This is a genomic window from Nonomuraea sp. NPDC003214 (assembly GCF_053590035.1).
In genome coordinates, this window is the sequence record NZ_JBSFSX010000001.1 from 195,330 (window position 1) to 212,411 (window position 17,082).

Consider the following 17,082-nt stretch of genomic DNA (forward strand, 5'->3'; position numbering starts at 1 on the left):
GGCTGTCCCGGGCTTCGCTGCCGAAGGGGCGCAACCCGCCCCAGGGATCGCCGCCCTGGGCATCGTCGCCTCGGGCGCGGTCACGCCGTGCTTCACCGCCCCATGTGCGGCCGCCCCAGGCGGTGGCACCTCGCACGCGCTCACCCGAAGCGTCGTCGCCCGGGGCGGCGTAGCTCCGGGCACGGTCCCGCTGAGCGTCGTCGCTCGGGACAGCGCCGCCTCGGGTGCGGTCGGGGTGGGCGTTGGCGTGGGTTGGGGGTGGTTGGGTGGCGTTGGGGGATGGGGAGTTGGGCTCTGGCTGGGTGGAGTCGGGCGGGCCTGGGTCGGCGGCGCGCTCGTATTCGAGCCATCGGACACCGTCAGCGACCACGGGGTTGTACTGCCCCTCGGGAAGGACCCACCGGACGCCGGACTTGCGGTCGCGGAACACGTCCTGCCTCCTGTCATGCTCGACGACCGATCGTAGGGCTGGTCGCCGCGGATGAGGGGCCAAAGTCAGGAAGATTGTCGGCCATGACTACCCATCTGACCTGCGCAAACGCGGACGTATCTGGACGGGTCGTCAGGCGATGTAGACGGTGACGGTGTGCCGGCCGGTGGCGCCGTCGGGGGTGATGGGGCGGCGTTCGGCGGTCTGGGTGCGCCCGGCGGCGTCGGTGGCGCGTACCTCGATGGTGTGGTCGCCCGGGGTGGCGTCCCAGTCGAGGGCCCACTGCCGCCAGGTGTCGGGGCCGGGGACGGCGGCGAGCCGGGCCTGCTGCCAGGCGCCGCCGTCGACGCGGACCTCGACGGCGTCGACGCCGGTGTGCTGGGCCCAGGCGACGCCCGCGATCGTGGTGCGGCCGGCGGGCAGCGTGGCGCCCGGCTTGGGGAGGTCGATGCGCGACTGGGTCTTGATGGGCCCCTTGGCCGCCCAGCCACGCGGTGTCCAGTACGCCTCGTCCGTGTCGAACCGGGTCACCTTGAGGTCGACCACCCATTTGGTGGCCGACACGTATCCGTACAGGCCGGGCACCACCTGGCGTACGGGGAAGCCGTGGTCGACGGGCAGCGGTTCGCCGTTCATGGCGACGGCGAACAGGGCGTCGCGGCCGTCCATGACGACGTCGAGCGGGGTGCCGCAGGTGAACCCGTCGGCGGAGGTGGACAGCAGCATGTCGGCGCCGGAGCGGAGGCCGGCTTCGCGCAGCAGGTCGGCCATGCGGGCGCCGAGCCAGCGGGCGTTGCCGGCGTAGGGGCCGCCGACCTCGTTGGAGACGCAGGTGAGGGTGATGTCGGCCTCGGTCAGCGGCCTTCTCAGCAGGTCCTCGTACGTGATCTCGACGGGCCGGTCGACGAGCCCGTGGACGCGCAAGGTCCAGGTGGCGGGGTCCACCTGGGGGACGATCAGCGCCGTGTCCACCCTGTAGAAGTCAGCATTCTTCGTGATGAAGGGGGTGAGCCCCTTGAGCTTGAAGTCGGTCCCCGGCGGCAGCGGCGGCGCGGGGGTCGCCGGAGCGGGCAGGGCGAGGGCGACCCGGGCGGCGTCCACGGCCCGGCGGCTGCCGAGCCCGTGCCCGAGCAGCGTCCCGGCGCCCGCGGCGACCACGCCCCCGGCGGCGCCGGTCAGCAGCCGCCGCCGGTCGAACGCGTACGGCTCCCCTCCGCCCGCCCGCATCACGGCGGGCAGCTCAGGCGCGACAGAGGGCACGACAGAGGACACTGCAGAGGGCGCGGCGCGGCCGATCAGCCAGGACAGCGTCCACATGCCCGCCACGACGCCCACCACGGTCGGCAGCGCGTCGACCGCGCCCGCCCCGGGCCGGGTGAGGACCGCCGCCAGCCCCACGGCGCCGAACGCCACCACCCCGGCCAGCCCCCGCCCGACGGCGCCCCGGGCGAGCACGCCGAGCCCGGCCGCGACCAGGGCGAGCACGACGAGCACCCCGCCGAGCAGGACGACCCTGTCGTACACGCCGAACGCGGCGACGGCGAACTCCTTGAGCGCCGCCGGCGACAGGTCCACGACGGCGTCGCCCACCGCGACCACCGGGGAGGCGTCGCCGCCGACGACCCCCGCCACGAGCTGGGCGGCGCCGAGCGCCACGCCCCCTGCCACGATGCCCGCCAGCGCGCCCGCCCAGGCCGGGATGACCGAATTCCTCTGCACGTGAACGACGCTACGCCGCCCGGCGGCCGAGGGTTCTTACGCGGTGGTTACGCCGAGAGCAGTTCGCGGACGATCGGCGCGAGGGCGCGGAAGGCGCGGCCCCGGTGGCTGATGGCGTCCTTCTCCTCGGGTGACAGCTCGGCGGTGGTGCGCGTGTCGCCGTCGGGCACGAGGATCGGGTCGTAGCCGAACCCGTTGGTGCCCCGGGGCGTGGTGACGAGGCGGCCGGGCAGCGTGCCCTCGGCGACCCGCCACTCCCCCGACGGCAGCGCGAGCGCGGCCACGCAGGCGAAGTGCGCGGTCAGCTTGTCGGCGGGCACGTCGGACACCTGGGCGAGCAGCAGCCGCAGGTTGGCCTCGTCGTCGCCGTGGCGGCCGGCCCAGCGGGCGGACAGCACGCCGGGCATGCCGTTGAGCACGTCGACGCAGAGGCCGGAGTCGTCGGCGACGGCGGGCAGCCCGGCGGCCTGGGCCACGGCGTGCGCTTTGAGCAGGGCGTTCTCCTCGAACGTGACGCCGGTCTCGGCGACGTCGCCGATCGAGGGGAACTCCTCCAGCCCGACGATGTCGAAGCCGGCCAGGATGCGGCGCAGCTCGGCGATCTTCCCCGGGTTGCGCGTGGCGAGAACGATCTTCATGAGCTCAGCGCCTCCTGCTGGATCAGGGTCAGCTCCTCGCAGCCGGCCACGGCCAGGTCGAGGAGCTGGTCGAGCACGGCCCGGTCGAACGGCGCGCCCTCGGCGGTGCCCTGCACCTCGACGAAGCTGCCCTCGCCGGTCATGACGACGTTCATGTCGGTCTCGGCGGCGACGTCCTCGACGTAGCAGAGGTCGAGCATCGGCACCGAGCCGACCACGCCGACGGAGACCGCGGAGACGGAGCCGATCAGCGGGTCGCCGGGGCACATCTTGCGCTCGCGCATCCACGCGACGGCGTCGGCGAGCGCCACGTACGCGCCGGTGATGGCGGCGGTGCGGGTGCCGCCGTCGGCCTGGAGCACGTCGCAGTCGAGCACGATGGAGTTCTCGCCGAGCGCCTTGTAGTCGACGCACGCGCGCAGCGAGCGGCCGATGAGCCGGGAGATCTCGTGGGTGCGCCCGCCGATCTTCCCGCGGACCGACTCGCGGTCGTTGCGGGTGTTGGTGGCGCGCGGCAGCATCGCGTACTCGGCGGTCACCCAGCCCTGCCCGCTGCCCCGCCGCCACCGGGGCACGCTGTCCTGGACGGAGGCGGCGCAGAGGACCCGCGTGCCGCCGAACTCCACCAGCACCGAACCCTCGGCGTGAGAAAGCCACCGTCTTGTGATGTTGATGGAACGGAGCTGGTCAGAATTGCGGCCATCCTGTCGAGACATGCAGATCACCCTATCTCCGCGCCACCACGCTCTTGACCGACAGTGTCCGACACAGGGATCCTGACGCAATGACAACGGGGGTGTTGCGTAGCCCTGACTTTCTCCGCTTCTTGAGCTCGCACGTCGCCAACGAAATGGGCGCCAACATCTCGCGTGTGGCGCTCCCTCTGGTAGCCGTGCTGACGTTGCACGCCTCCCCTCTCTCCTTGGGAGTCCTGTCGGCGTTACAGAGCGCGGCCTTCCTGCTGATCGGCCTGCCCGCGGGGGTGTGGGTCGACCGGATGCGGAAGCGCCGCGTGATGATGGCCGCCGACCTGGCCAGGTGCCTGCTGCTGGCGAGCATCCCGGCGGCGAGCGCGCTGGGCCTGCTGTCGATGGCGATGCTGTGCGTGGTGGCGCTGCTGGTGAGCGTGGCCGGGGTGTTCAACGACGTCTCCGACCTGAGCTACCTGCCGGAGCTGGTGACGAAGGACCGGCTGGCCGACGGCAACGCCAAGCTCGAAGTGGTCCGCTCCGGCGGCGCGCTGGCCGGTCCCGGCCTCGGCGGCGTGCTCGTGCAGCTGCTCGGCGCGCCGCTCACGCTGCTCGCCACGGCGGCGGCCTCGCTCTCCTCGGTGCTCTTCCTGGGCACGATCAGGACCCCCGACCACCCTCCGGCGAACACCGCCGACCGGGGCATGCTGTCCGGCATCCGGGAGGGGTTCGCGTTCGCCTGGCGTGACCGGCTGCTGCGCACGTTCATGACGACCACCGCGCTGACGAACCTGTGCCTGAGCGCGGTGCTCGGCCTGTCGGTGCTGTTCCTGGCGGACGTGGTGCTGCTGCCGCCCGGCCTGGTCGGCGCGCTGCTCATGTCGGGCGCCGTGGGCGGGCTGATCGGCGGGCTGATCGGCGGGCCGCTGTTCAGGCGGTACGGGACGGCCCGGGTGTCGTGGCTGGCCCTGGCCGTCACCTCGCCGTTCGGCCTGCTGCTGCCGATGACGGAGGCCGACTGGCGGGCCTCGTTCTTCGCGATCACCTCGGTCGCGCTGTCGCTGGGCGCGATCCTCTACAACGTGGGCGAGCTGACCTACCGCCAGACCGTCGCGCCCGAGCATCTGCTGGGCCGGGTCAACGCGACGGTCAGGTTCGTCGTGTGGGGCACGATGCCGCTCGGCGCGCTGCTGGGCGGCATCGTGGCGCAGCAGATCGGCGTGCGCGAGGCGTTGTGGGTGTTCATGGCGGGCAGGCTGGTGTCGTTCCTGCCGCTGGTGTTCTCCCCGCTGGTGCGGATGCGCGACTTCTCCGAGCTTCAGCTCAGGTCGTAGCAGGCTCCGCTGCGGGCCAGCTCGACGGGCCCGCCGAAGCCGCCGCGGGCGGCGTCGTCGAGCACGGTGGCCTCGTCGTTCCAGGGCACCAGGTGGGTGAGCACGAGCCGGCCGGCTCCGGCCCTGGCGGCGTGCTCGGCGGCCTGGCGGCCGGACATGTGCAGGCCCTCGGGCAGGTCGGGGGCGTCGAGCAGGGACGCCTCGCAGAGCATCAGGTCGGCGTCGGCGGCCAGCTTGACGACCTCGTCGCACTCGCCGGTGTCGCCGGAGTAGGCGACGCTGCCGCCGCCGCTCTCCACGCGGAACCCGTACGCCTCGACGGGGTGGGCGACGCGGGCGGCGGTCACCCGGAACGGGCCGACCTCGAAGCTGCCGGGCGCGAGCGGCGAGAAGTCGTAGCTGGACTCCAGGCCGGGCTCCTCGGGCATGCCGTAGGCGGCGGCCAGCCGGCGCGGCGCGTCGGCCGGCGCGTGGACGGGCACCCGGGGGTAGGGCGCGGCCGGGCCGTAGGTGCGCACGACGTGGTACGGGCACAGGTCGAGGCAGTGGTCGGCGTGCAGGTGGGTCAGGCAGATCGCGTCGACGTCGTACAGGCCGATGTGGCGCTGCAGCGCGCCCAGCGCCCCGCTGCCGAAGTCGAGCAGCAGCCTGAAGCCCTCGTCCTCGATGAGATAGCAGGACGCGGGGCTGTCAGGGCCGGGAAAGCTTCCCGAGCAGCCGACTATGGTCACCTTCATGTGGGCCTCCCTCGTAGGTGGTACCCCCCACTGGTGCGACTTCGACCGCGTCGATCTCCGGGCCCAGGAAGCGGCGCCCGAGCCGGGCGAAGAGCAGCGAGTCACCGGTCGCGCGGAAGCGGTGCCGGGGGGTGGCCTCGCTCCCGGCCGCCAGGCCGCGGTCGTGCAGGATGCGGTAGACGTCCTTGGCCGTCTCGTCGGCGCTGGACACGAGCGTGACGCCGTCGCCGGCCACGTAGGAGATCGCGCCGGTGAGGAGCGGGTAGTGGGTGCAGCCGAGGATGAGCGTGTCGCACCCGGCGGCCTGGATCGGCTCCAGGTAGCCGCGGACCACGTCGATGAGCTCCTGGCTCATGGTCTCGCCGCGCTCGACGTACTCGACCAGGCGCGGGGCGGCCACGCCGGTGAGCAGCACGTCGGGCGCCGCGGTGAAGGCGTCGTGGTAGGCCATCGAGTCGATGGTGGCGCGGGTGGCGATGACCCCGACCCTGCCGGTGCGGGTGGCGCGGACGGCGCGGCGGGTGGCGGGCTGGATCACCTCGACCACGGGCACGTCGTAGCGTTCGCGGGCGTCGCGCAGGACCGCGGCGCTGGCGCTGTTGCAGGCGATGACGAGCATCTTGACGTCGTGCTCGACGAGGTGGTCCATCACCTCCAGGGCGTACGCGCGCACCTCGGCGAGCGGCTTGGGCCCATAAGGCTGGCGGGCCGTGTCGGCCACGTAGGTGATGGACTCGTGAGGCAGCTGGTCGATGATCGCCCGGGCAACCGTCAGGCCGCCGACCCCGCTGTCGAAGATCCCAATACTCGCGTCCGGCACGCTTCGAGGGTAGGCGACCTGCGGCGTCTTCACCGCGTAAGAATGCTCACACCGGGTGTGTCATCCTCGGCCGACGCGGGCGAGCTGGCGTGACTGGGCGACCAGGCGGCCGGCCGAGTCCCACACCTCGACCTCCTCGTCGAACCAGCCGTCGGAGATGAGGCGGCCGCCGCCGATCAGCGTGAGCAGGCCGGGCGCGGGCAGCGCGCGCAGGTGCCAGGTGAGGTCCACGGTGGGGGCCCAGCCGCGCAGCCCGGCGCTGAACACCACGGGCGGCAGCGCGTCGACGGCCAGCGCGAGCACGAACGGGTCGGGGTCCTGCGGCTCGGCCATGCGGAAGTAGGCGCGCGACTCGGGCCTGCCGGTGGGGCCGCCGTTCAGCCAGGCGATGGTGGGCGGGTCGAAGCTCAGCTCCACCTGGGCGTTGAGCGTCATGTTGGACTCGGGCTTGGGGTTGGGCAGCTTGACGCACTCCTCAAGCGGAGGCATGACGTGTCCGGGTTTGTCACTGTAGAGCGGGTCGGCGCCGGTGAGCGTGGCCGTGGTGACCAGGCTCTCGATCTGCGGCACGCCGTCCTGGACGAGCGTGGCCCGGGTGAACGCGGCGGTCCGGCCGGCCTTGAGCCGTTCGACGCGGACCTGCGCGGGCCCCGGCGCCGGGGACCGGTGGAACTGCGAGGTGGTGCTCACCGGGTGCTCGAACGGCGAGTCGTCCACCACGGCGCGCAGCACCACGGCCATGAGGTAGCCGCCGTTGAGCGGCCCGCCGATGGAGTAACCCGGGTCGAGGCAGACGTCGTAGGTGGTCTCGTCGATGCGGATCGCCTGCGTGGCCTCGTCGAACTTGGTCATCAGCCCCTGCCCTCAAAATGGAACTATATTCTAGTAGGCCATACTCTACGGCATCCGTCCATCAGCGCGCCTACCTGCGAAAACGCGACAAGGCTGCGAAAGTTCGATCATGGCTAATGTCACCGAACTCATCGGTCAGTCCGTCTGGGACGCCAACGGGGTGTGGGTCGGTCACGTCGTGGACATCCGTGTGGTGCGCAACCGGGGAGAGTTGCAGCAGGCGAGCACGGTCTACGGGCTCATGGTCTCGGCCCGCCGGGGCCCGGTGCTGCTCCGGCTCACGCGCGACCGGCACGGCCGCGCCTCCTGGCTCTCGCGCGCGGTGGGCCGCGTGGTCTACGCCGGCTGCACGTTCGTGCCCTGGTCCCAGGTCGAGGAGTACGGCGACGGCGAGGTCCACATCAACGCGCTGCGCCGCCAACTGAACAGGGCATAACGGCCTACTTCAGCACATTGCAAGCGGCTGTATAGCAACATCAGCTAACTTCTACGTGGTCATAAGTCCACACTGTGAGTTGAGTGATGTCTGCGAATAATCCCCCACCTGGCCAGGATCCTGACCGGACCACGGCGTACCGCTGGAACGAGCAGCAGCCTGAGCCTCCTCAGGCACACGGCCAGCCATACCCGCCACAGCAGCCGTACCAGCAGCCGCAGCAGCCGCAGTACGGCCAGCCGCAGGACCCGTACGCCCAGCAGGGCTACGGCCAGCAGGGGACTCACGGTCAGCAGCCCGGCTATGGGCAGCAGCAGCCCTACGGCCAGCAGCCCCAGTCCCAGGGCTACGGCCAGCCGCAGCAGGGCTATGGCCAGCAGCCGTCCTACGGCCAGCCGCAGGACCCGTACGCCCAGCAGGGCTACGGCGGCCAGCAGCCCGGTTACGGCCAGCAGGGCTACGAGCAGCAGGGTTACGGCCAGTACGGCCAGCAGCCCGGCCAGGGCGGTGGCGGCGGCTGGTCCGGCCAGGGCCCCGAGATGCTCGGCCAGGCCCCCGCCGACCCGCCCGCCAAGGGCCGCAAGAACCTGTTCATCGCCATCGCGGCCGCGCTGGCCGTGATCCTGCTCGGCGGCGGCGCCGTGTGGGCCGTGGGCGCGATCGGCGGCGGCGGGACGCAGCCGCACGACGTGCTGCCCGCGGCCTCGATCGCCTACGTCCGCCTCGACCTGGACCCGGCGGCGAACCAGAAGCTCGCGCTGTTCGAGATCGGCAGGAAGTTCACCGTCACCAAGGACTCCTTCCAGGGCGAGGACCCGCGCCAGGCGCTGTTCGACGCGCTGAAGAAGGACAGCCCCGAGGGTCTGAAGGACGTCGACTGGGCCAAGGACGTCGACCCGTGGCTCGGCAGCCGCGTCGGCGTCGCCATCCTGCCCTCCGGCGGCGAGGACCCCGACTTCGCCGTGGCCGTCCAGGTCAAGGACGAGGAGGCGGCCAGGGCCGGCATCGCCAAGATGATGGGCAAGTCCGAGTACGGCATCGCCTTCCGCGAGGACTACGCGCTGCTGACGGCCAACCAGCAGCTCGCCGACAAGTACGGCGCCGAGGCCGGCAGCCTGGCCGACAACGCGGACTTCAGCGACGACCTGAACGCGATCGGCGAGCAGGGCGTGCTGTCCTTCTGGGGACACCTGGGCAAGCTGGCCGAGCTGTCGAAGGACACGCTGACGCCCGACCAGAAGCTGCTGATGGAGCAGATCAAGACCGCCAGGTTCGCGGGCGCGCTGCGCTTCGACGGCTCCTACGTCGAGCTGGCGGGCGCGGTGCGCGGCGGACAGAACCTCACCAACGGCGAGGACCTGACCGGCACCTCCCTGGCCGCGCTGCCCGACAGCACCGTGGGCGCGTTCTCGATGTCCGGCCTCGACAGCCTCATCACGAACAAGTGGGGCGAGATCGAGAAGTCGGCGGCCAAGACGTCCAGCGGCGCCCAGTTCCAGCAGTTCGTCCAGCAGGCCAAGTCGCAGTTCGGGCTCGACCTGCCCGGCGACCTGGCGACCGTGCTGGGCCAGAACCTCACCATCGCGCTCGACGGCGAGGGCCTGGAGTCGCAGCAGTACAAGGCCGGTGTCCGGGTCGCCACCGACGCCGCCAAGGCGCAGGCCATCCTGGACAAGGTCCAGGGGGCGCTCACCGCGCAGGGCCAGCAGGTGAAGATCGCCAAGGTCGCCGGTGACGGCGTCCTCACGGTGGCCACCGACGACGCCTACGCCAAGAAGCTCGCCGAGGACGGCGCGCTCGGCGACAGCGAGACCTTCCAGACCGCGATCCCGGAGGCGGACCAGGCCACGTTCGGCCTGTTCGTCGACCTGGACAAGGTCGAGAAGCTCTACCTGAACAACCTTCAGGGCGAGGAGAAGGCCAACCTGCAGGTGCTGCGGGCGGTGGGGCTCAGCGGCAAGCAGACCGACACCGACGTGTCGTTCTCGCTGCGGGTCCTGTTCAACTGACGTCACACGACAAAGGGGGAGGGGCGGCCCGGCCGGGCCGCCCCTCCCTCTTTTCGTCTCAGGCCCAGAGCTGGCCTTCGAGCCGCTGCTCGGCCTCGTCCAGCGTGCCTTCGTACGCGCCCGTGGACAGGTACTTCCAGCCGCCGTCGGCGACCACGAACACGATGTCGGCCCGCGCGCCCTCCTTGACGGCCTTGCGCGCCATGCCCAGCGCGGCGTGCAGGGCGGCCCCGGTGGACACGCCGGCGAAGATGCCCTCCGACGCCAGCAGCTCGCGGGTGCGGCGCAGCGCGTCGGCCGACCCCACCGAGAAGCGCGTGGTCAGCACGGACTCGTCGTACAGCTCGGGGATGAAGCCCTCGTCCACGTTGCGCAGGCCGTAGACGAGCTCGCCGTAGCGCGGCTCGGCGGCCACGATCCGCACGTCCGGCACCCGCTCGCGCAGGAAGCGGCCGACGCCCATGAGGGTGCCGGTCGTACCGAGCCCGGCCACGAAGTGCGTGACGGACGGCAGGTCCGCCAGGATCTCCGGCCCGGTCGTCTCGTAGTGGGAGCGCCAGTTGGCCGGGTTGCCGTACTGGTAGAGCATCACCCAGTCGGGATGCTCCGCCGCCAGGCCCTTGGCCACCCGCACCGCCTCGTTGGAGCCGCCCGCCGCGGGCGAGGAGATGATCTCCGCACCCCACATGCGCAGGAGCTGGCGGCGCTCCTCGGAGGTGTTCTCCGGCATGACGCAGATCAGCTTGTAGCCCTTGAGCTTGGCGGCCATCGCCAGCGAGATGCCGGTGTTGCCGCTGGTGGGCTCCAGGATCGTGCAGCCGGGGGTGAGCAGGCCGTCCTTCTCCGCCTGCTGCACCATCCACAGCGCCGGCCGGTCCTTGATCGAACCGGTCGGGTTGCGGTCCTCCAGCTTGGCCCACACCCGCACGTCAGCGCTCGGCGACAGCCGGGGCAGGCCGACCAGCGGGGTGCGGCCCACCGAGTCGATCAGCGAGTCGAAGCGCATGTCACCCGCCGGCGACGGCCGGCAGCACGGTCACCGTGTCGCCGTCGGACAGCGGGGTGCCGAGACCGCCGAGGAAGCGCACGTCCTCGTCGTTGAGGTAGACGTTGACGAACCGGCGCAGGCCGGACTCGTCCACCAGCCGGTCCTTGATGCCCGGGTGGCGGGATTCCAGGTTGGTGATCAGGTCGTCGAGGGTGGCGCCCTCGGCGTCGACGGCCTTGGCGCCGTCGGTGTAGTTACGCAGGATGGTCGGAATGCGAACCTCGATGGCCATCGCTGTCAGTCTCCTCGGATCAGGGTCGTCCCATCGGCGGCAACGCCGAATGCTGGCTGGCGAATTCCGGCTCAGCGACAGTCGTAGACGACAACGGCAGGGGTGTGCGCGAAGAGGAAACTCTGCACCGGCCTGACCATCATGGGATGAACCTTACCTCTTCCTCGGAAATCTCTCCGTCGAGGATCCGGTACGAGCGGAACTCCACCTGGTCCTCGTCCCGCGTGGAGACCAGAACGTAGTGGGCGTTCGGCTCGGAGGCGTAGGAGACGTCGGTGCGCGACGGGTAGGCCTCCGTCGCGGTGTGGGAGTGGTAGATGACGACGGGCTCCTCGTCGCGGTCGTCCATCTCCCGCCACACGCGGAACTGCTCCATCGAGTCGAACCGGTAGAAGGTGGGCGAACGCTCGGCGTTCTCCATCGGGATGAACCGCTCCGGCACCCCGTTGCGCCCCGCGATCACGCCGCACGCCTCGTCGGGGTGGTCGGCCCTGGCGTGGGCAACGATCTTGTCAACCAGTTCCTGCGAGATCGTCAGCATGCTGCGGAAGTTACCAGAGCGCGCGCACCAGGCTGTCCTGGAGGTAGGTCAGCCAGTCGTAGGTGACGAACGCCGGATAGCGGGGATCGTCCTCGGACATCTTCTCGATCTCCTCGTGGATCTCCTCCGTCACGCCCAGCTTGGTGCCGAGCGTCAGCCGCACGTCGTTGAGCGCCCGCAGCCACGCCTGCGCCTGCTCGGGCGTCAGCTCGCCGCGCCCCGGCTCGGCCGTGTCGAGCAGCGTCTGCGCGTCGGCCCGCTTGCCGTCGCGCAACGTCGCCTCGGTGTAGCGGCGGAACTCCGACGCGTCCTGCGCGTCCTCGTACGCCGACGGGAACAGCCGCGCCAGCACCGGATCGGACGGCGCCACTCCCCCGCCGATGCCCAGCGCCCGCTCCAGCGGGTCGTCGCTCGTCTCGCCCGGCGCCACCAGGCCCAGCACCATCGACACCAGCGAGCGCAGCAGCGCCACCTCGCCCGCCTCGAACGTGGCGACCACCTTGCCGCCCCGGCCGGCGGAGAACCCGGAGCTCACGTGGCCGAGTCCGGCTGGACGGTGGCCCACAGGCCATAGGAGTGCAGGATCTGCACGTCGCGTTCCATCTCCTCGCGGGTGCCGCTGGACACCACGGCCTTGCCCTTCTGGTGGACGTCCATCATCAGCTTCTCGGCCTTGGCCTTGGGGTAACCGAACACGGTCTGGAAGACGTACGTCACGTACGACATCAGGTTGACCGGGTCGTTCCAGACGATCGTGACCCATGGCAGATCGGGCCGGACGTCCGTTGCCGGGCGCTCGACGGTGGTTGGAGAGGTGCTACCCACATCCAGCAGTCTGCCCTATGTGAGCCGTAGTCTTCGACTCGTGAGGATGAGCATGAGCACCGCGTTGCTGACGGATCACTATGAGCTGACGATGCTCCAGGCGGCCTTGCGGAGCGGCGCCGCGCACCGGCGGGCGGTCTTCGAGGTGTTCGCCCGCCATCTGCCCGGCGGGCGTCGCTACGGCGTCGTGGCCGGCACCGGACGCGTCCTCGACGAGCTCGAACGCTTCCGCTTCGGCGAGGAGGAGCTCGCCTTCCTGCGCGACAACCACGTGGTCGACCAGCCCACCCTCGACTTCCTCGCCGACTACCGTTTCTCCGGCGACGTCTACGGCTACCGCGAGGGCGACCTGTACTTCCCCGCCTCCCCCATCATGGTCGTCGAGGGCACGTTCGCCGAGGCCGTGCTGCTGGAGACCGTGATCCTGTCCGTTCTGAACCACGACTGCGCCATCGCCTCGGCCGCCTCCCGCATGAGCGTCGCCGCCGGCAAACGGCCGCTCATCGAGATGGGCTCGCGCCGCACCCACGAGCGCGCCGCCGTCGCCGCCGCCCGCGCCGCCTACCTGGCCGGCTTCGCCTCAACCTCCAACCTCATGGCCGGGCACGTGTACGGGGTGCCGACCGCGGGCACGGCCGCGCACGCCTTCACCCTGCTGCACGACTCCGAACGGCAGGCGTTCGAGACCCAGATCGCCTCACTCGGGCCCGAGACCACGCTGCTCGTCGACACCTACGACGTGGCCGAAGCCGTCCGCACCGCCGTCGAGCTGGCCGGGCCCAAGCTCGGCGCCGTCCGCATCGACTCCGGCGACCTGGCCGCCGCCGCCCAGGAGGTCCGCGAGCAGCTCGACGCCCTCGGCGCCTTCGACACCCGCATCCTGGTCACCTCCGACCTGGACGAGTACGCCATCGCCGCGCTGGCCGCCGCGCCCGTCGACGGCTACGGCGTCGGCACCTCCCTGGTCACCGGCTCCGGCGTGCCCACCGCTGCCCTGGTCTACAAGCTCGTGGCCCGCGAGACGGCCACCGGCAAGCTGGAGCCCGTGGCCAAACGCTCGGTCGGCAAGCCGTCACGCGGCGGGCGCAAGGAGGCCTACCGGCTGCTCGACGACACCGGCCACTACGAGACCGAGCTCGTCACCACCTCCGGCCTCGTCCCCGAGGGCGGCATCCCCCTGATGCACGAGCTGGTGCGCGACGGCCGGGTCGTCGGCCGCGAACCGCTCGACGAGGCCCGCGCCAGGCACGCCGACGCCGTCGCCCGCCTGCCGCAGGACGCCCTCCACCTGGGCAGGGGGTACGCGGCCATCCCCACCGAGTTCGCCTGACGTATCGTGAGCCGTATGGGAACCGCGCTGATCATCGTGGACGTGCAGAACGACTTCTGCGAGGGAGGCAGCCTGCCCGTCGCGGGCGGCTCCGAGGTGGCCGCCGCCATCACCCGCCACGTCGCCGAGCACGGCTACGACCACGTCGTGGCCACCCGCGACTACCACGTCGACCCGGGTGACCACTTCTCGGCCGCGCCCGACTTCGTCGCCTCCTGGCCCGCCCACTGCGTCGCCGGCACCCCCGGCGCCGACTTCCACCCCGCCTTCGACGTCGCGGCCGTCGAGGAGGTCTTCAGCAAGGGCGCCCACGCCGCCGCCTACAGCGGCTTCGAGGGCACCAGCGGCGACGGCGTCCCGCTCGCCGACTGGCTGGCCGAGCACGGCGTCCACGACGTCGACGTGGTCGGCATCGCCACCGACCACTGCGTCCGCGCCACCGCCCTCGACGCCGTCAAGCACGGCCTCGCCGTGCGCGTTTTGCTCGACCTAACGGCCGGGGTCGCCCGCCAGACCACCCAGGCGGCGCTCGCCGAGCTCGACGCCGCCGGCGCCACGCTCCACGGCGCCCCGATCGTCCGCTGACACCCGGGGGGACAGGCCTCCGGAGGGCGGCGCGGCCCTGGCGGCGAACCGCGCCGGCCCTAGTTCAGGTCGGCGGGCAACACGGTGAAGCAGTCACCCCACAGCGGCTTCATCGCCCGGAAATGCCGCTGATCCAACGTCAGCACCCGGGTCGTCCTGTGGCGGGCGCCCAGCACCGCGATGGAGGCGTCGGCCAGGCCGATCTCCATGTCGGCGTAGCGGCCGATGAGGTCGGCCGCCTCCATGACCTCGTGCCGCGTCATCGGCATGAGGTCGTAGACGCCGTCGGCCACCTCGCGCAGGTAGTCGAGCTCCGCGCGCGGGCCGATCCTGGTGAGGAGCATGTAGTCGAGCTCCCCCAGCACGAACGGCGAGAGCAGGATGGGCCCCCGCTCGGTCTGCAGGACGCTCCTGGCCGCCTCGTGCTCGGCGGCGGCGCGGTCGATGGCGGCGAACAGGCCGCTGGTGTCGACGATCAGCATCAGCCGATACCGTCCCGTCCGAAGCCCTCGGCCAGGACGTCGTCGACGCTGCGGGCCATCCCCGGGTCGTTGCTGTCGAAGAGCGGCAGGCGTGGCCGGGGACGCTCACCGACGATCTCGTCGCTGAGCACGCGCGCGATCGCGTCGCGCATGTAGTCCTCCTCGGACAGGCCGTGCGCCCGCGCCGCCTCGGCGACGCGGTGCTTCATGTCCTCGGGCAGGTACAAGCTCACCTCTGGCACCTTTCTACGTTAGCTCGGCACCCATGTGCCGTCACCGATCACGAAGAGTACGCATCCGGCAACGCTCTGGTCAGGCGAGTTTCCAGATACGCGAAAGGCGCTCCCGATACGGGAGGAGGATCGTTCTACCGGGGTGGCAGTTTCTCCAGCCAGGGATGGTTCCCCAACTCCTCGGTGAGGGCCGCCGCCAGCCAGGACCGCTGTTCGCCGGTGAGCAGGGGCGCCAGGCGGGCGAAGTCGGCGTCGTCCTTGGGGCGGCGGTGCTTGGCCTTGTAGAGGAGCTGGATCTCGGGCGCCAGCCGGGGCGGCCCGGCGTCGCGGACGACGACGGTGTCGAGGGGCCGCCGGATGCCGGGGGCGCGCCGGTAGACCCAGTCGTCGCCGTCGGACTCGTCCAGCATGAGCTGGAGCCGCCACGGCCCGCCGGTCGCCTCGCGTACCCAGATGTCGTGCACCCGGGCGGGCAGCGTCTCGTCCACGGGCCAGGGGCGCAGGGAGCCGGCGGGGTCGGCCGCCCAGCAGTCCCAGCCGGACAGGAGCCGCCGCACGGCGAGGTGGTCGCGCCGCAGCACGCCGACGTCCACGTCGCCGTGCTCGCGGAAGGCGCGTCCGACGGCGAGTTCGACGGCGTGGCCGCCGCCGATCCACCAGGGCGCGTCCAGGCCGGCGAAGAGCCGGGCGACCTCGGACACCGGGATCGGCTCCCACGGGTGGTCGACAGGGGACATGCGGATCACCTCCAGCGAGGGTCCAGCCTAGCGACGGACCGGCGGCCCGCGCGGGGCCGCCGGTCCGGGGGGTCACTCGGTCACGCTGTTCAGGCTCGGACCGTCGTCCTCGCCTCCGGTGCCGGAGCGGACCCCCTGCTCGCTCGGCAGGGCCGGGGCGGTGGGCTCCGGCATGGCCACCGGCTCGCACGGCGCGACCGCACCGTCCACGACGGTCAGCGACATCGAGGTGGGCGGCTTGCCCGGGTCGTCCCGGTCGACGCCGGCCGCGAGCACGAGCGTCTGCCCGTCCTTGATCTGGCCGGCGGTGACCGAGAAGGAGATGCCGCCCCGCTCGCTGCCGATCTTCGTCTCCAGCCGGCCGCCCGGCGCGGGGTGCGCGCCCCGGGGCTCCTTGCAGGTCTGGCCGGCGGGCAGGTAGTCCACGACGGCCTTGACCCCGGCCGCGGCGAGCTCGGCCTCCAGGTCGCCGGGGTCGCGGAACTCGTTGATCCACACCTCGACGGTCCCGTCGGCCTGCTTGTCCACCGCGAACGCCGGTGTCGCCGTCGTCCCGTACAGGGTGACGGCCGCGACGGCGGCCGCCGCGGCCCCCGCCAGCGCGGCGCCCACCCTGCGCAGGCGGCGGCGCGGCGTGCGCCGGGCCAGCGTGGCGCGTGCCGAGCCGTCGGCGCCGGCCGCCAGCGGTTCGTACGGCTGCGCGGTGGCGCCGTCCATTGCCGTGTGCATTGCCGTGTTCATCACCGTGGCCCGCATGCGGGTCAGGCGGTCGGCGGCGGGCTCGGGGGCGTCGGCGCGCATCTCCTGGAGCATCCGCAGGTCATCCATGGTCTGCCTCCTCGGCGATCTGGGTCGGGTCCGTGCCGCCCAGCGCGGCACGGGTCTTCTTCCTGGCCCGGTGCAGCCGGGACCGCACGGTCCCCACCGGGATGCCGAGCGCCACGGCCACCTCCTCGTAGCCGAGGTCCGCCCAGGCGATCATGAGCAGCACGTCCCGCTCGTCCGGGGTGAGGGCGGCGAGCGCGCGGGCGAGGTCGCGGTGCGCGGCGGAGGCCGACACCCGTGACTCGACGCGCTCGGCGTAGCTCTCGGCCACCTCGTCGACGCCGGTCCTGGCGAGCGCCTGGTAGGCGCGGACCTCGGCGCGGCGGTGCTTGCCGACGAGGTTGGCGGCGATGCCGTACAGCCAGGGCCGCGCGTCGGCGTGGCTCAGGTCGTAGCGGTCGCGCCGCCGGAAGGCGGCCAGGAACGTGTCGGCGACGACGTCGTCGGCGAGCGAGTCGCCCAGACGCCGGGTGACGTAGCGGTGCAGGGCCGGAGCGTGCCGGTCGAACAGGGTGGAGAAGGCCGCCGGTTCCTGCCTGGAGCGTTGGATCACCTCGGCGTCGGTGGACACGCGTGCAGT

21 protein-coding genes are annotated in these 17,082 nt (G+C 71.9%); 5 read left to right on the plus strand and 16 right to left on the minus strand.

From position 1 onward, the window contains the following. Positions 1 to 562: 562 nt before the first annotated feature. The 3 genes from ACWDXC_RS00905 to rph are packed head-to-tail and all read right to left on the minus strand — an operon-like array spanning position 563 to position 3,503. The gene (locus ACWDXC_RS00905; RefSeq protein WP_449976642.1) at positions 563 to 2,149 is read right to left on the minus strand and encodes a molybdopterin-dependent oxidoreductase; all 1,587 of its coding nucleotides are present in this window, start codon (positions 2,147 to 2,149) and stop codon (positions 563 to 565) included. Positions 2,150 to 2,196: 47 nt separating this feature from the next. After that, a complete protein-coding gene (rdgB, locus tag ACWDXC_RS00910) occupies positions 2,197 to 2,787 on the minus strand; it encodes an RdgB/HAM1 family non-canonical purine NTP pyrophosphatase (RefSeq protein WP_219510388.1) in 591 nt (196 codons plus the stop codon). Continuing rightward, positions 2,784 to 3,503, minus strand: coding sequence for a ribonuclease PH (gene rph, locus ACWDXC_RS00915; RefSeq protein ID WP_219510387.1), 720 nt, complete (start codon positions 3,501 to 3,503; stop codon positions 2,784 to 2,786). The genes rdgB and rph overlap by 4 nt, the downstream gene beginning before the upstream one ends. Before the next feature lie 68 nt (positions 3,504 to 3,571). On the opposite strand from rph, the gene ACWDXC_RS00920 reads away from it, so the two are divergent. Next, on the plus strand, positions 3,572 to 4,810 hold the full coding sequence (locus ACWDXC_RS00920) for an MFS transporter (RefSeq protein ID WP_449976647.1): 1,239 nt from the start codon (positions 3,572 to 3,574) through the stop codon (positions 4,808 to 4,810). Here the strand turns inward: ACWDXC_RS00920 and ACWDXC_RS00925 are convergent. The 3 genes from ACWDXC_RS00925 to ACWDXC_RS00935 are packed head-to-tail and all read right to left on the minus strand — an operon-like array spanning position 4,795 to position 7,219. Next, complete coding sequence (locus tag ACWDXC_RS00925; protein WP_219510385.1) at positions 4,795 to 5,547, minus strand: MBL fold metallo-hydrolase; 753 nt, start codon at positions 5,545 to 5,547, stop codon at positions 4,795 to 4,797. The genes ACWDXC_RS00920 and ACWDXC_RS00925 overlap by 16 nt on opposite strands. Next, entirely contained in the window at positions 5,501 to 6,400 is a 900-nt protein-coding gene (gene murI / locus ACWDXC_RS00930; RefSeq protein ID WP_372455404.1) for a glutamate racemase, read from the minus strand. The genes ACWDXC_RS00925 and murI overlap by 47 nt, the downstream gene beginning before the upstream one ends. 27 nt (positions 6,401 to 6,427) lie before the next feature. Continuing rightward, positions 6,428 to 7,219: a thioesterase family protein gene (locus ACWDXC_RS00935; RefSeq protein WP_357591267.1), complete on the minus strand. Its 792-nt coding sequence runs from the start codon at positions 7,217 to 7,219 to the stop codon at positions 6,428 to 6,430. A gap of 109 nt (positions 7,220 to 7,328) precedes the next feature. Here ACWDXC_RS00935 and ACWDXC_RS00940 point away from each other — a divergent pair, with 109 nt between their 5' ends. After that, positions 7,329 to 7,655 (plus strand): hypothetical protein, encoded by a 327-nt coding sequence (locus ACWDXC_RS00940; protein ID WP_219510383.1) that lies wholly within the window; start codon positions 7,329 to 7,331, stop codon positions 7,653 to 7,655. 86 nt (positions 7,656 to 7,741) lie between these two features. Next, on the plus strand, positions 7,742 to 9,664 hold the full coding sequence (locus tag ACWDXC_RS00945) for a DUF3352 domain-containing protein (protein ID WP_449978139.1): 1,923 nt from the start codon (positions 7,742 to 7,744) through the stop codon (positions 9,662 to 9,664). Between the two features lie 58 nt (positions 9,665 to 9,722). Here ACWDXC_RS00945 and ACWDXC_RS00950 read toward each other — a convergent pair whose 3' ends face one another. The 5 genes from ACWDXC_RS00950 to clpS all read right to left on the minus strand — a co-directional run bounded on the left by ACWDXC_RS00950 (position 9,723) and on the right by clpS (position 12,310). After that, positions 9,723 to 10,670, minus strand: coding sequence for a PLP-dependent cysteine synthase family protein (locus tag ACWDXC_RS00950; protein WP_219510380.1), 948 nt, complete (start codon positions 10,668 to 10,670; stop codon positions 9,723 to 9,725). Between the two features lies 1 nt (position 10,671). Beyond that, positions 10,672 to 10,944, minus strand: coding sequence for a MoaD/ThiS family protein (locus ACWDXC_RS00955; RefSeq protein ID WP_219510378.1), 273 nt, complete (start codon positions 10,942 to 10,944; stop codon positions 10,672 to 10,674). Positions 10,945 to 11,083: 139 nt separating this feature from the next. Further along, positions 11,084 to 11,485, minus strand: coding sequence for a Mov34/MPN/PAD-1 family protein (locus ACWDXC_RS00960; RefSeq protein WP_219510377.1), 402 nt, complete (start codon positions 11,483 to 11,485; stop codon positions 11,084 to 11,086). 10 nt (positions 11,486 to 11,495) lie between these two features. Further along, positions 11,496 to 12,020 (minus strand): DUF2017 domain-containing protein, encoded by a 525-nt coding sequence (locus ACWDXC_RS00965; protein WP_357591269.1) that lies wholly within the window; start codon positions 12,018 to 12,020, stop codon positions 11,496 to 11,498. Next, positions 12,017 to 12,310: an ATP-dependent Clp protease adapter ClpS gene (gene clpS, locus ACWDXC_RS00970; protein ID WP_219510375.1), complete on the minus strand. Its 294-nt coding sequence runs from the start codon at positions 12,308 to 12,310 to the stop codon at positions 12,017 to 12,019. Before clpS ends, ACWDXC_RS00965 begins: the two co-directional genes overlap by 4 nt. 46 nt (positions 12,311 to 12,356) lie before the next feature. Between clpS and ACWDXC_RS00975 the strand changes: the two genes are divergently transcribed. After that, the gene (locus ACWDXC_RS00975) at positions 12,357 to 13,640 is read left to right on the plus strand and encodes a nicotinate phosphoribosyltransferase (protein ID WP_219510374.1); all 1,284 of its coding nucleotides are present in this window, start codon (positions 12,357 to 12,359) and stop codon (positions 13,638 to 13,640) included. Between the two features lie 15 nt (positions 13,641 to 13,655). Beyond that, positions 13,656 to 14,225 (plus strand): isochorismatase family protein, encoded by a 570-nt coding sequence (locus ACWDXC_RS00980; protein WP_219510373.1) that lies wholly within the window; start codon positions 13,656 to 13,658, stop codon positions 14,223 to 14,225. 59 nt (positions 14,226 to 14,284) lie between these two features. Here the strand turns inward: ACWDXC_RS00980 and ACWDXC_RS00985 are convergent, their stop codons facing one another. The 5 genes from ACWDXC_RS00985 to ACWDXC_RS01005 form a co-directional block, all read right to left on the minus strand. After that, positions 14,285 to 14,707, minus strand: a complete 423-nt coding sequence (locus tag ACWDXC_RS00985; RefSeq protein ID WP_375074326.1) for a PIN domain-containing protein — start codon at positions 14,705 to 14,707, stop codon at positions 14,285 to 14,287. After that, positions 14,707 to 14,940, minus strand: coding sequence for a ribbon-helix-helix protein, CopG family (locus ACWDXC_RS00990; protein ID WP_375074327.1), 234 nt, complete (start codon positions 14,938 to 14,940; stop codon positions 14,707 to 14,709). The genes ACWDXC_RS00985 and ACWDXC_RS00990 overlap by 1 nt, the downstream gene beginning before the upstream one ends. 134 nt (positions 14,941 to 15,074) lie before the next feature. Further along, the gene (locus ACWDXC_RS00995; protein WP_449976657.1) at positions 15,075 to 15,677 is read right to left on the minus strand and encodes a nucleotidyltransferase domain-containing protein; all 603 of its coding nucleotides are present in this window, start codon (positions 15,675 to 15,677) and stop codon (positions 15,075 to 15,077) included. 72 nt (positions 15,678 to 15,749) lie between these two features. Then, entirely contained in the window at positions 15,750 to 16,505 is a 756-nt protein-coding gene (locus ACWDXC_RS01000; protein ID WP_449976660.1) for a hypothetical protein, read from the minus strand. Next, positions 16,498 to 17,073, minus strand: a complete 576-nt coding sequence (locus ACWDXC_RS01005) for an RNA polymerase sigma factor (protein ID WP_308125783.1) — start codon at positions 17,071 to 17,073, stop codon at positions 16,498 to 16,500. The genes ACWDXC_RS01000 and ACWDXC_RS01005 overlap by 8 nt, the downstream gene beginning before the upstream one ends. Between the last annotated feature and the right edge of the window lie 9 nt (positions 17,074 to 17,082).

What these genes read in the sequence shown, in the direction of transcription:
- rdgB (WP_219510388.1), bottom strand. Translation starts at nt 2,787, where the DNA reads ATGAAGATCGTTCTCGCCACGCGCAACCCGGGGAAGATCGCCGAGCTG.
- rph (WP_219510387.1), bottom strand. Translation starts at nt 3,503, where the DNA reads ATGTCTCGACAGGATGGCCGCAATTCTGACCAGCTCCGTTCCATCAAC.
- ACWDXC_RS00920 (WP_449976647.1), top strand. Translation starts at nt 3,572, where the DNA reads ATGACAACGGGGGTGTTGCGTAGCCCTGACTTTCTCCGCTTCTTGAGC.
- ACWDXC_RS00925 (WP_219510385.1), bottom strand. Translation starts at nt 5,547, where the DNA reads ATGAAGGTGACCATAGTCGGCTGCTCGGGAAGCTTTCCCGGCCCTGAC.
- ACWDXC_RS00935 (WP_357591267.1), bottom strand. Translation starts at nt 7,219, where the DNA reads ATGACCAAGTTCGACGAGGCCACGCAGGCGATCCGCATCGACGAGACC.
- ACWDXC_RS00940 (WP_219510383.1), top strand. Translation starts at nt 7,329, where the DNA reads ATGGCTAATGTCACCGAACTCATCGGTCAGTCCGTCTGGGACGCCAAC.
- ACWDXC_RS00945 (WP_449978139.1), top strand. Translation starts at nt 7,742, where the DNA reads ATGTCTGCGAATAATCCCCCACCTGGCCAGGATCCTGACCGGACCACG.
- ACWDXC_RS00950 (WP_219510380.1), bottom strand. Translation starts at nt 10,670, where the DNA reads ATGCGCTTCGACTCGCTGATCGACTCGGTGGGCCGCACCCCGCTGGTC.
- ACWDXC_RS00955 (WP_219510378.1), bottom strand. Translation starts at nt 10,944, where the DNA reads ATGGCCATCGAGGTTCGCATTCCGACCATCCTGCGTAACTACACCGAC.
- ACWDXC_RS00960 (WP_219510377.1), bottom strand. Translation starts at nt 11,485, where the DNA reads ATGCTGACGATCTCGCAGGAACTGGTTGACAAGATCGTTGCCCACGCC.
- ACWDXC_RS00975 (WP_219510374.1), top strand. Translation starts at nt 12,357, where the DNA reads ATGAGCATGAGCACCGCGTTGCTGACGGATCACTATGAGCTGACGATG.
- ACWDXC_RS00980 (WP_219510373.1), top strand. Translation starts at nt 13,656, where the DNA reads ATGGGAACCGCGCTGATCATCGTGGACGTGCAGAACGACTTCTGCGAG.
- ACWDXC_RS00985 (WP_375074326.1), bottom strand. Translation starts at nt 14,707, where the DNA reads ATGCTGATCGTCGACACCAGCGGCCTGTTCGCCGCCATCGACCGCGCC.
- ACWDXC_RS00995 (WP_449976657.1), bottom strand. Translation starts at nt 15,677, where the DNA reads ATGTCCCCTGTCGACCACCCGTGGGAGCCGATCCCGGTGTCCGAGGTC.
- ACWDXC_RS01000 (WP_449976660.1), bottom strand. Translation starts at nt 16,505, where the DNA reads ATGGATGACCTGCGGATGCTCCAGGAGATGCGCGCCGACGCCCCCGAG.